At 43.0% G+C, this 13,398-nt stretch carries 9 protein-coding genes; 1 reads left to right on the forward strand and 8 read right to left on the reverse strand.

Translation table 11 applies throughout. The features are described from left to right. Positions 1–141: 141 nt before the first annotated feature. The 4 genes from NQ550_RS15575 to NQ550_RS15590 form a co-directional block, all read right to left on the reverse strand. Positions 142–1,980, reverse strand: a complete 1,839-nt coding sequence (locus NQ550_RS15575; RefSeq protein ID WP_025580798.1) for an ABC transporter ATP-binding protein — start codon at positions 1,978–1,980, stop codon at positions 142–144. Continuing rightward, complete coding sequence (locus tag NQ550_RS15580; RefSeq protein WP_025580799.1) at positions 1,977–4,139, reverse strand: ABC transporter ATP-binding protein; 2,163 nt, start codon at positions 4,137–4,139, stop codon at positions 1,977–1,979. Before NQ550_RS15580 ends, NQ550_RS15575 begins: the two co-directional genes overlap by 4 nt. Positions 4,140–4,275: 136 nt before the next feature. After that, on the reverse strand, positions 4,276–4,743 hold the full coding sequence (locus tag NQ550_RS15585) for a MarR family winged helix-turn-helix transcriptional regulator (protein ID WP_022381257.1): 468 nt from the start codon (positions 4,741–4,743) through the stop codon (positions 4,276–4,278). Between the two features lie 233 nt (positions 4,744–4,976). Next, entirely contained in the window at positions 4,977–5,879 is a 903-nt protein-coding gene (locus NQ550_RS15590) for a LysR family transcriptional regulator (RefSeq protein WP_242833682.1), read from the reverse strand. A 155-nt stretch (positions 5,880–6,034) separates the two neighbouring features. Between NQ550_RS15590 and NQ550_RS15595 the strand changes: the two genes are divergently transcribed. Further along, positions 6,035–7,369 carry a sodium-dependent transporter gene (locus NQ550_RS15595; RefSeq protein WP_025580801.1) on the forward strand — a complete coding sequence of 445 codons (1,335 nt, stop codon included), beginning with the start codon at positions 6,035–6,037 and terminating at the stop codon, positions 7,367–7,369. 201 nt (positions 7,370–7,570) lie between these two features. Here the strand turns inward: NQ550_RS15595 and NQ550_RS15600 are convergent, their stop codons facing one another. From NQ550_RS15600 to clpB, 4 genes are all read right to left on the reverse strand, one after another. Continuing rightward, on the reverse strand, positions 7,571–8,572 hold the full coding sequence (locus NQ550_RS15600; RefSeq protein ID WP_025580802.1) for a cytidylate kinase-like family protein: 1,002 nt from the start codon (positions 8,570–8,572) through the stop codon (positions 7,571–7,573). A gap of 15 nt (positions 8,573–8,587) precedes the next feature. Beyond that, the gene (locus NQ550_RS15605) at positions 8,588–10,027 is read right to left on the reverse strand and encodes a sodium:proton antiporter (RefSeq protein ID WP_025580804.1); all 1,440 of its coding nucleotides are present in this window, start codon (positions 10,025–10,027) and stop codon (positions 8,588–8,590) included. Between the two features lie 426 nt (positions 10,028–10,453). Next, positions 10,454–10,627, reverse strand: coding sequence for a DUF4250 domain-containing protein (locus NQ550_RS15610; RefSeq protein ID WP_008706656.1), 174 nt, complete (start codon positions 10,625–10,627; stop codon positions 10,454–10,456). Further along, the gene (gene clpB / locus NQ550_RS15615) at positions 10,628–13,219 is read right to left on the reverse strand and encodes an ATP-dependent chaperone ClpB (RefSeq protein ID WP_025580805.1); all 2,592 of its coding nucleotides are present in this window, start codon (positions 13,217–13,219) and stop codon (positions 10,628–10,630) included. Between the last annotated feature and the right edge of the window lie 179 nt (positions 13,220–13,398).

Here is a 13,398-nt window from a genome sequence, read left to right on the forward strand (position 1 = left end):
CCTATATCTGCCGGATATATTCTCTTTCACAAATACCCTGAGGGATTTATAATACATTTCTTTCTTACAGTAATTTCATTTTTTCAGAAATTGCCATAGATTTACACCATGATTTATATCATGATTTCCATACTGTATATTTCAGGCAGTTACCTTATTCTCAAACTGACTGTTATACAGGTCTGCATAGAAGCCTTTCTTAGACAGAAGCTCTTCATGATTTCCCTGCTCGATAATGTCACCGTCTTTCATAACCAGGATCAGATCTGCATCCTTGATGGTAGAAAGTCTGTGTGCGATCACAAAGCTGGTTCTGCCCTTCATCAGATTGTCCATGGCTTTCTGGATACGCACTTCGGTTCTGGTATCTACAGAGGAGGTTGCCTCATCCAGGATCAGGATCTTATTATTGGCAAGAATTGCCCTGGCAATAGTGAGAAGCTGTTTCTGTCCCTGGGAAATATTACTGGTTTCTTCATCCAGAACCATGTCATAGCCGCCCGGCTGCTGCATGATAAAGTTGTGCACATGGGCTGCCTTTGCTGCAGCGATCACCTCTTCATCTGTAGCATCCAGACGTCCGTAACGGATATTTTCCATAATGGTTCCTGAGAACAGCCAGGTATCCTGAAGCACCATACCAAACATCTCTCTCAGACTACTTCTGTTAAAGTCTTTGATGTCATAACCGTCTACCTTAATACTTCCGCCATTGAGATCATAGAATCTCATAAGCAGTTTCACCATAGTTGTCTTTCCTGCACCTGTGGGACCTACAATGGCAATCTTCTGGCCATCCTTCACATCTGCAGAGAAATCATTGATAATGATCTTATCCGGATTGTAACCGAATTTTACATGTTCAAACTGTACATCTCCTGTAAGTGTATTAACGTCTACAGGGTTCTTCTCATTCTGACTCTCTTCCGGCTCCTCCAGGAATTCAAATACTCGTTCGGAAGCTGCTGCTGAGGACTGTAACAGGTTTGTAACCTGTGCAATCTGCTGGATTGGCTGTGTAAAGTTACGGATGTACTGGAAGAAGGACTGGATATCACCGACTTCAATACTTTTTTTGATTACAAACACGCCGCCTAAGAGAGCTACCATTACATATCCAAGGTTACCTACAAACTGCATGATCGGCATCATCATTCCTGAGAAGAACTGAGATTTCCATGCAGATTCATAAAGCTTCTGATTATCTTTCTCAAATTCTTCTACTACATCATTCTCTTTGTTGAAAACCCGGACCACATTATGACCACCGAAGTTTTCTTCGATCTGACCGTTTACTTTACCCAGATAGCTCTGCTGGTCCTGGAAGTATTTCTGGGAATGCTTCATGACAGTCTGGATGATGAACATGGAAACCGGCAGGATCAGAAGTGCTGCAAGAGTCATCCACACATTGATGGAAAGCATCATAATAAATACACCGATCAGGGTTGTCACTGATGTGATCAGCTGTGTCAGACTCTGGTTTAAACTCATCTGCAGAGTATCCACATCATTGGTGATACGGGAGAGGATCTCACCGTTTGTTCTGCTCTCATAATAGTTCAGAGGCAGTCTGTTGATTTTCTTTGAAATATCTTTTCTCAGATTATAGGTAACATCATTGGAGATCCCTGACATTACGAATCCCTGTACAAAGGAAAAGCATGCACTTAACACATATAATCCAAGTGTCCATAACAGGATCATCCCGATCTTTCCGAAGTCAATTTCACCGGTTCCGTTTACCTTGGCAACCAGGCCGTTAAACAGCTCTGTGGTCGCCTTACCTAAAATCTTAGGCCCTACAATACTAAACACAGTTCCCGCTACTGCAAAGATAAACATCAGTATAAAGCGGAATTTATATCGTCCCATATAACGGAAAAGCTTAGCCATGGAGCCCTTGAAGTCTTTTGCCTTTTCGCCGGACATCATACGTCCATGTCCTCCCATAGGACCTCTTCTTCTCTGTTCGCTCATGCCAGTTCCTCCTCTGATAACTGAGATCTTGCAATCTGCTGATATACCTCACAATTTGCCATCAGTTCCTTATGAGTTCCAATGCCTGCCATATGTCCGTCGTCCAGTACAATGATCTGATCTGCACCAAGGATGGTACTGATCCTCTGGGCAACGATTACGGTAGTTGCGTCCTTGGTGTACTCCTTCAATGCCTTTCTTAACTGACTGTCAGTCTTAAAGTCAAGGGCAGAGAAGCTGTCATCAAAGATAAAGATTTCCGGATCCTTTGCAATGGCTCTGGCAATGGACAGACGCTGTTTCTGTCCGCCCGAAACATTGGTACCTCCCTGTGATACAGGGGATTCATATTTCTCCGGTTTGGTATCAATAAATTCTGTAGCCTGTGCAACCTCTGCTGCTTCCTTTACCTGTGCATCAGTGATCTCCGGCTTACCATAGCGGATGTTTGAATCAATGGTACCTGAGAAAAGTACACCCTTCTGCGGCACATATCCCAGCTTATCACGAAGCTCTTTCTGAGTCATGTCACGGACATCCACACCATCTACTTTAACAGAACCCTTTGTCACATCATAGTATCTGGGAATCAGATTGATCAGGGTACTCTTACCACTTCCAGTACTTCCGATCACTGCGATTGTCTGACCTTTCTTTGCTTTAAAGGAAATGTCTGTCAGTACATTCTCACCTGCTTCCGGGTAAGCAAAGGATACATGGTCAAATTCAATCTCACCTTTCACATTTTCTGACGGATGTACCGGAGTTTCCGGATCCTGAATAGAAACCTCTGTTTTCAGAACCTCATCAATACGAAGCGCTGCAACATTTGCTCTCGGGAGCATAATAGACATTGCAGTGATCATCAGGAAGGACATGATGATCTGCATTGCATACTGGATGAATGCCATAACATTACCAACCTGCATGGTTCCGTTGTCTACTGCATGGGCACCACTGTAAATAATAAGTACAGATACACCATTCATGATCAGCATCATAATGGGCATCATAAAAGTCATACATCTGTTGACAAACAGGTTTGTTTTTGTCAGATCCAGGTTTGCTTTCTCAAAACGCTCTTCCTCATGCTTCTCACGGCTGAATGCGCGGATAACCGGGATACCTGTCAGGATCTCACGTGATACCAGGTTCAGTCTGTCGATCAGAGTCTGTAAGATAGTGAATTTAGGCATTGCCACCTGGAACAGCACAAAGATCACAATCAGGATCAGGCCAACTGCCACACCAAGGATCCATGTCATGGAAGAATCTGTGTTCAATACCTTAATCACACCACCAATACCAAGGATCGGCGCGTACAGAACAATGCGGAACATCATTGCCATAACCTGCTGTACCTGCTGCACATCATTGGTGCTTCGTGTGATCAGGGATGCTGTGGAGAATTTGTGATATTCTCTGCTGGAGAAGCTCATAACCTTGCGGTAAATGCTGTTTCTCAGGTCATGGCCAAGTCTGCCTGCCACTCTGGCCGAAATAAATGTGACACTGATTGCTGCCAGCATGATCACCAGAGCCATGGCAAGCATTCTGATACCTGACATCAGGATGTAATGCATCTGAATGGCATCCACATCTTTCCCCAGTGCTTCATATTCTGAAGCAACAAAGGAAACACCAGCCTGTGTCACAATAGACTCCGGCATATCTTTCAGCTTCTCATCCACCTGACTCATAATCTGCTGTACTGCTTCTTCCGGCATCTGCGCCAGCGCTGTCAGTGGGTCTGTTCCCTCCGGAAGGCCCATCTGTGCAACCATTGCCTGCCCCTGTTCACTGTCTTCGGAAAAGGCAGATACCATCATCATTGCCTTGGAGAAATCCTCATTTAAATTCTCTCTGGTTTCTTTGGAAATATCATCGTTTAATACCCAGGTATCCTCTTCCTGTGTATAATTCTGTGAAACTTCCTTTTTCTGATCCTCATCCATAAAAATCTGAAGATTCTGCAAGGTTGAATCCCGAAGCTTATCCGGCACACTGTCTTCAATACCTTTCTGCTGGATACCTACATTAATGATCTTGGAGGTATAATCCGGCAGGGAAAGATCACAGTACGCCTGCAGAAACAGAAGTGCTATGATCAGGACAATGTATCCCGCTGATTTCTTCAGATATTTCATCAGTTTAATCATTGCTTGATTCCCTCTTTTCCTATTTTTAATGTATGTCTGTTTAAACTCACATGTCAGTTCTTTCACAGACAATATTTTTTATCTGAACATGCTGATACAGTTTTCTCAATCTGCTCCATCATGTATTTTTCAGTTTCTACCTGTTGACAGGTATCTCCGAAATATTATCCAGAATCTGCCCAAAAAACCTTCGTAAAAGACATAGCTCTGCTTCACTGAAATTGCTGAACATCACTTTTTCCACAGCTTTGCTTTCCTGCTGGAGCTCCTCCACGATTTTTCTTCCGTTTTCTGTCAGATATACACGCATGATGCGTTGGTCTTTATCATCACGTTTCCTGCAGACAATGTCGGCTTTCTCCAGACGCTGGATACTTACATTAACAGTGGGCGGTGTTACACCCATACGCTCTGCAATCTCCTTCTGGCTGCAGCCGTTATTTCTGTATACGATCATAATGATCGGCATCTGTCCCTGCTGGATACCGATTTCCCGTATACGCTGCATACATCTCATACCATATTGGCGGTTGATCTCCATAAAGAGCGCAGGCATGCTTTTCTCTTCTCGTTTTTCTTTCTTCTCCTCTTCCGGGCACCACATAACTTCACTCCTTTCCGGCCTCTGTCCTCTTTCAGGTCTGATATTATTCTTTAATTAGCCTGACTAATCATATATGATATACTTTTAGACAAAAAATGCAAGTGTTTTTTGTGCAGTTTATAATTATTTTAGATTTAACTTTGATATTTCCAATTTGTAAATATTCAATTTTATTTTGCCCGGCTAATATTTTTCATCTCAGGTCGAATAAAATTTCCAGTATTCTTCAAGTTCTATCTCTGCATGACTTCTTTATAAAATTCTACAAACACATTAATTGCCGGAGACCGCCATTTATTTTTGTGGAGCAGCAACTGTGTCCATACAGTTACCGGGCAGCCAGCAACATCCAGTCTTTTAATCTGTCCGTCTTTCACATATTTCTCCGAAATAAAATCCGGAAGAAAGGAAAGCAGGCTGCTGTTTTTTACCAGTTCACATATCTGAAGCGGATTTCCGATTTCAAGAACCGGACGGATTTCCAGTGATTGGGACGCAAGGATTTCATTCAGTATTTTTCTGTAGCTCATGGCTTGTTCTGTTAACACAAACTCATTCTGAGAAATTTCACTTAATTTCCATGAACAGCCTGCAACAGGATTATCAGCCGCTGCAATAAAATGAACCTGTTCTTCCTGTTCCGCACAAATAATAAAATCCGAATCATAAATATGCCTGTCCAGAGTGAAAACTAAATCTGTTTCGTTCTTCCGTAATTTATCAAACATCTGCTCTGTACCGTTTTCTGTTATCTCCACTTTTATTTCCGGATACTGATGATGAAAACGCAGAAAATCATTTTTAAAATATCTGCTGCAGACAGAACTGGACATAGACAACCGTATCTCGCCTTCAATGCTTTCAGCCGAATTCAGCGAATCGAGCATTTTTGCCTGTGCCTTCAGAATGTTTCGAGCCTGCTGCAAAACTAAAACTCCCTTTTCCGTAAGATTGATTTTATGATAATAACGGTCAAACAGCCTGACATCAAGTTCCTTTTCCAGTTGTTTAATCTGTGAAGAAACTGTAGACTGCGTATATCCCAGTTCTTTTGCAGCAGCCGAAAATCCGGAATATTCACATACTGCAATAAAAGTTTTTAACACATTTGTATCCATTTCTCGTTCCTTTCCCATATTTTTTTCAATATTTTCCCATCAAAACGCAGAAGCGTTATTTTTCTTATACAAACGATATTTTCAATAACATACAACAAAACAATCAATTTTACAAATATTGTTTTTTATCTTATAATATCCCTTATATGAACTTCTGAAGGGAGCGTTATCTTATGAAACGTGAACAGCTTGGAAGCCGGCTTGGCTTCATTATGCTTTCCGCCGGCTGCGCCATTGGCTGCGGAAATGTGTGGAAATTCCCGTGGATGTGCGGGCAAAATGGCGGCGGCAGCTTTATGCTGATCTATCTTCTGTGTCTGGTCATCCTGGGAATCCCGGCTCTTGTGTTGGAATTTTCCATCGGAAGAGCGGCTCAGACAAGTCCCCTTTTCATGTACCGTAAGCTGGAAAAGCCAGGACAGAAATGGGGGATTTTCGGTTGGTTCTGTCTGCTTGGCAACATTGCCCTGATGGCATTTTACACTGTTGTCTGCGGCTGGATCATTTATTATTTTGTACAGTTTCTCAGAGGTAAAAATGGTTCACTGGGATTTTCAGCCATGATCTCCTCTCCCTCTGTGAATGTATTCTTCTTACTGGTCACTGTAGTCATTGCATTTTTCATCCTTTCCTTCAATCTTCAGGGAGGACTGGAGCGTGTGACAAAATATATGATGTCTGCACTGCTGGTACTGATGCTTGCTCTCGCTGTACACAGTCTTTTTCTGAAAGGCTCTGGTGAGGGAATGACCTTTTATCTGAAACCGGATTTCTCAAAGATTGATGGTTCGGTGATCGTAGGGGCAATGAACCAGGCATTCTTTACTTTATCTACAGGTATGGGTGGCATGGCTATCTTTGGCAGCTATATTGGCAAAGAGCATTCTCTGATGGGGGAAGCTATTCATGTGATCACACTGGACACACTGGTTGCTTTTCTGGCAGGAGTTATTATTTTCCCTGCATGCTTTACCTTTAATCTGGAAGTAAACGCAGGTCCGAGCCTTCTGTTTGATACAATGGCAGCAGTTTTTAACAACATGTCCGGAGGTCGCATCTGGGGTTCCTTATTCTTCCTGTTCATGGTATTCGCAGCCATGTCAACAGTTCTGGGAGTGTGCGAAAACATTCTGGCAATGATACGTGAGCTTACCGGCTGGTCTCGTCCAAAAGGCAGCGTGGTCTGCGGCACAGGTGTCTTTCTTCTGGCACTTACCACAGCCCTTGGTTTCAGCGTTTTCCACTTCCAGCCATTTGCCGAAGGAACTACCTGGCTTGATTTCTGGGATTTTATTGTTTCCAACAATATTTTACCCCTTGGCTCTCTCATCCTTGCACTCTTCTGCTGTAATAAGTTCGGCTGGGGATGGGATAACTTTATCAGAGAGGCCAATACAGGTAAGGGCTTAAAGGTACAGAAGTGGATGAAACCACTCTTCCGGTTTGTACTTCCGATTATAATTGCCTTTATCTATGTTTATGGTATGAGTACATTCAACTGGCGTTAAAATCAAAGTCGTTTACAGCAAGCGCCGGGCATTCCCAGATTGCTTTGCTGCTTACAAATATCTGCCTGGACTTGGCAAAAAATAAGCTCTGTGGATTTTTCTTTTATCCACAGAGCTTATTTTCTTTGTCAGGCGGATATTTGCAATCCGCTCCGCTATTTACTCGATTCGGTTAAATCAGACAGATAAATCTCCCTCTGATCAGTGAACCTTCTGATCCAGCATTCTCCGGATCAGCTCAATTGTATCCTTCAGTCCATAGTTGGCACTGTTGATGCACAAATCATAATTCTCCGGTTTTCCCCATTTCTCACCGGTATAAAATTCATAATATTTCTTATGCTGCTTATCCATCTGCTTCAGAAAACGTACTGCCTGTTTCAAATTCATATTACGGATATCCATAACGTGCTGCACACGAACCTGGAAGGGAGCACTGATAAACAGGCTGATATGAGGAATGTGATTATTCTTAAGAATCGTGTCTGCACAGCGCCCCATAATCACACAGTCTTCACTTTTTGCCAGTTCACAGATCAGATCACTCATGTTGAAGAAAACCGCATCCTGTTTCGGAAGTCCGTGATAACGGTTGAATTCCCTGAACCAGGTTTTCAGATCTGTATGTTTTTTCTTTCTGTATTTATCAAATTTCTCAAAATTACCTGTATCACTGACTACACTTTTATCTGCCTGCAGACGCTTCATAACCTGATCAAAGATCTCTGCATCATAATAGTTGATCTGAAGCTGATCTGCCAGTTCAAATCCGATATCATTACCGCCACTTCCCTGTGTACGGCTGATACAGATGATCAGATGATCATTTTCGGAAATCTCATTCTGGCGTCTTGCGATCAGATTATTCAGACTGATACGTTCTTTATCTACAATATCTGTCTGTCCAAATGTATCCGGAAGACTTTCAATCTCTTTCAGAATACTGTCATACTCTATCATAAGACGTCTTCTCTCGCTCTTATCCCTGATGGTACGGGCCATGTTACTGATCAGCGCCAGTTCACTTCTGAGCAGATGTCCGTCCGGCTTGGTATACATCAGTGCTGCCAGATGACGGAGAGTTGTTTCTTTTTGTCCTGTAAATGTACGTCCCAGAGAGGAACCCACACATTTATAAACTTCTTCGTCCAGGTTATAAATGCGTATTGCAAGTTCTTTACATTTTTCCTGATTGTCCTGCATAATGATCCTCCCTCCTTATAAAAAGAATACAAACATATCGATAATAAACACCGGAACCAGAAATGCCACAGACCACAGCATATATCCGAAAAATGACGGCATCTTCACACCATTCTCATCAGAGATTGCCTTTACCATAAAGTTCGGGGCGTTTCCGATATAAGTGTTAGCACCCATGAATACTGCACCGCAGGAAATTGCGGACAGAACCTTGGTCGGTACAGTTCCCAGTGTGGTTGTGATTCCATTGGTAAATGCCAATGTTCCTGCTGTTGTAAGGAATACCAGATAAGTCGGTGTGTTATCCAGAAAACTGGAAAGTGCACCTGTTGCCCAGAACATCTCTGCAGGCTTGGTGATTCCAAGATTTGGTCCTACTGCTTTCAGAAGCATCAGTGCAGGCTGCATGGTAATAAAGATACCAATGAATAAAACTGCAACTTCCTGGATCGCGCCCCAGGTAAAATGGTTTCTGATACGGATCTGCTTATCTGTTGTCTTAAAGGAAAGAAAAGCAGCAAGCAGAATGATCACGATTTCGATCAGAGCCGGGAATGTCAGGGTTACTTCTCCAAAGAGATGAATGCCTCTTACATTGCCTGCTGCATCCTGGAATGCGGACATTCCCGGAAGTACACCGCTTAAGATTACCGCGCCAACGATCATCACAAGGAAGATGATATTGTGCAGTCCATCCAGACGGAACTGAGTACCCGGTTTACGGATATCCGGTTTACGGCCATTTGCAATATCCTTTCTGTAGGAACGTTTATCGATCTGATAAAATGCAAATAGCAGTATGACCATATTAAAGATCAGCACAGGGAACAGATGCAGGCTCCAGAAGAAAGGAACACCTCGCATAAATCCCATTAACAGCGGCGGATCTCCAATCGGGGTAAGACATCCACCCATATTGGAAACCATGAAGATAAAGAAGATCATAATATGTCCTTTTCTCTTTCTCCATGAATTCATTTTAATTACCGGACGTACCATCAGCATACTGGCACCGGTGGTACCGATACAGCTTGCCAGAAGAGTTCCCAGTGCAAGCAGACCTACATTAACACGGGGGGAACCTGCGAAATCACCCTCCATGGTAATATTACCTGATACGCAGAACAGGCCGAATAACAGAATGATGAATGTAAGATAATCATTCACAATACAGTCCAGAACTGTCTCTGCAGTCTTTCCGGCTCCATAAACGAAAGCAAATGGAACCACCATCAGAATGATCCATAAGGCAACAACCAGTGGCTGATGAGACTCCCACCACTCCGCTTTTACCAGAGGCATCACTGCAATACATAACAAAAGCCCTGCAAAGGGAATGCAAAGCCATACAGGTACTGTAGATGGTGCTTTACTGCCTTCTGCCGCAAATACACTCAACGGACAAGCCAGAAGAACTGCAAAAAAAGCACCCAGTACGGTCACCAACTTTTTCAAAACTGCCACCTCCATATTGTATTTTCGTACAGCGCGATTATCATTCAGGAGATTTTTTTCATATATGTGTTTCTTCCTATTTAATATGCGCTTGTTTTTTACAGATGCAATTATATCATACAGCATACAAAAATCAATTGTGTGGATAGTGAATATTTATACTTTATTTCCTGTTTTTTTATACATTTTTTACATATTCCCTGATTATTTTCGTTTATATTTTAACGATTTAATCTTTATTACTGACATTTTTTTGTACTGCCTTATCTATTTTTTAAGATTGTACTGATTTTGAAACACATGACCCAATAACTGCTCCGCAGTTTATCACTTTTGAGCAATTAAAGCAGGGATCTTTCTTATATGCAATACGAAAAATGCTCCCCAACAGCAATTCCCGCTGTCAGAGAGCATTTCGCATATTTCTTATATGAACTGATTGGTTGCTTCATCATACTCATAGTCGATGGAATGCATCTTCGCCACCAGTTCGTCTTTCTTCAATCCTCTGCATGTGCAGAGTGCTTCCAGGGAATCATAGTAATCCCTGAGCTGAGTATTTACATAACTCAGCAGAATCATTGGATCTTTGGGTATCATTTAGTTTCCGTCCTTTACCGTAACAATGAATTCCCCATTCTGAACATCCAGCACCAGAGTATCACCTGCGTGAACATCTCCGGACAAAATCTTTCTCGCCGCAAGAGTCTCTACATATTTCTGCAGATAGCGCTTCAACGGACGTGCACCATATACCGGGTCATAGCCATTCTCGATAACCTGATCCTTGGCTGCATCTGTCAGTTCCAGGGAAAGCTCCTGGTCTGCAAGACGTTTGTCAAGCTCGCCGACCATCAAGTCTACTATCTTACCAATATTGGATTTTGTCAAGGGCTTGAACATAATTATTTCATCCAGACGGTTCAGGAATTCCGGACGGAAATGGCCTCTCAGGTCATCCATAACCTGACTCTGAGCCTCAGGTTTGATCTCACCATTCTCATCAATACCATCCAGCAGATACGGAGAACCAATGTTGGAAGTCATGATAAGAATTGTATTCTTAAAGTCAACCGTACGTCCCTGAGAATCTGTGATACGGCCATCATCCAGTACCTGTAACAGTACGTTAAACACATCCGGATGTGCCTTCTCAATCTCATCGAAAAGTACAACACTGTATGGTTTACGGCGGACTGCCTCAGTAAGCTGGCCACCCTCCTCATATCCTACATATCCGGGAGGCGCTCCGATCAGTTTGGATACAGAATACTTCTCCATGTATTCACTCATATCAATTCTGACCATATTCTGTTCATCATCAAACAGATTCTCTGCCAGAGTTTTGGCAAGCTCTGTCTTACCTACACCTGTAGGACCAAGGAACAGGAAGGAACCGATTGGTTTAGTCGGATCCTTGATGCCGGCTTTAGAACGAAGGATTGCATCTGTAACCCTCTTCACACCTTCATCCTGACCTACAACTCTCTTGTGAAGCTGATCTTCCAAAGTGAGGAGTTTGGCTCTCTCGCCTTCTGTCAGTCTTGTTACAGGAATACCGGTCCATCTGGAAATGATCCTTGCGATCTCATCATCAGTGACTGCCTCATGAACCAGACTTCTGTCACTTTCTTTGACACTCTTTTCTTCGATTTCCAGCTGCTGCTGTAATTTCGGAAGTTCGCCGTACTGTAACTGTGCAGCCTTCTCCAGATCATAATTCTGTTTTGCTTTCTGGATCTGCTTATTCACATCCTCGATCTGCTCACGAAGCTTCTGTAATTTTTCTACAGAATGCTTCTCATTATCCCACTGTGCTTTCTGTGTATTAAAGGTATCACGAAGCTCTGCCAGCTCCTTCTGAAGTGTTTCCAGACGTTCCTTACTCAGATTATCTGTCTCTTTCTTCAGTGCAGATTCCTCGATCTCCAGCTGCATGATCTTACGGCGCTGTTCATCCAGCTCTGAAGGCATGGAATCCAGCTCTGTCTTGATCAGGGCACAGGCCTCATCCACCAGGTCAATGGCCTTATCAGGAAGAAAACGGTCTGTGATATATCTATGTGAAAGTGTAGCTGCTGCAACCAGCGCACTGTCTGTGATCTTAACACCATGGAAGACCTCATATCTCTCCTTCAGACCACGAAGGATGGAAATGGTATCCTCCACTGTAGGTTCATCTACCATAACAGGCTGGAAACGACGTTCCAGAGCGGCATCTTTCTCAATATACTGACGATACTCATCCAGAGTTGTTGCACCGATACAGTGAAGCTCACCTCTGGCAAGCATAGGCTTCAGCATATTGCTTGCATCCATGGCTCCGTCAGTCTTACCTGCACCAACGATCAGATGTAACTCATCAATGAAAAGAATGATGTTTCCTTCACTCTTCTTTACTTCTTCAAGGACTGCTTTCAGACGTTCCTCAAACTCACCTCTGTATTTGGCACCTGCCACCAGAGCACCCATGTCCAGGGCAAAAATCTTCTTATCCTTCAGACCTTCCGGCACATCCTCTGCCACGATTCGCTGTGCAAGACCCTCGATTGCTGCAGTCTTACCTACACCAGGCTCACCGATGAGCACCGGATTGTTCTTGGTCTTACGTGAAAGGATTCTGATGATATTACGGATTTCCTCATCACGTCCGATCACAGGATCTAGCTTCTGGTTACGTGCCTTTTCGACTAAATCCTCGCCATATTTATTCAAAGTATCATAAGTAGCTTCTGGATTGTCACTGACTACACGCTGATGGCCTCGTACTGTAGAAAGTGCCTGCAGGAAACGCTCCTTAGTAATGCCAAATTCCTGAAACAGTTTCTTCATGCTCGGACTTGGATATCTCAACAAGGCAAGGAATAAATGCTCTACAGAGACATATTCATCTCCCATTGCCTTGGCTTCATCCTCTGCACTGACCAGAGCCTTGTTCAGATACTGTCCGAAACGAAGCTCACCGCCGGATACCTTAACCCTGGCATCCAGTGCCTGATTCAGAGAATTTCTGAAATAATCCTTATCTATCTCCATTTTCTCAATCAGTTTAAGAATCAGGCTGTCTTCCTGTTCCAGCAGAGCATATAAAAGATGCTCCTCTTCAATCTCCTGGTTGCCAAACTGATAAGCAACCTTCTCCAGATCCTGGACAGCCTGTACGGATTTCTGTGTAAATTTACTGATATTCATAGGCTAACCCTCCTCTTATATGAGAAATATCTCTCCCGAAGGAGAAATATGTTGTTTCCTTTGTTCTGCATGTAATATAACACACGTTGTTAGCACTGTCAAGAGGTGAGTGCTAATTTTTTGAGATTTTTTTTGCAAACCTTGATTTTACGAGGTTTGCAACACTTTTTCTTCCTTAT

Origin of the sequence: Blautia wexlerae DSM 19850 (genome assembly GCF_025148125.1) — a bacterium.
In the GTDB taxonomy this organism is placed as follows: domain Bacteria; phylum Bacillota; class Clostridia; order Lachnospirales; family Lachnospiraceae; genus Blautia_A; species Blautia_A wexlerae.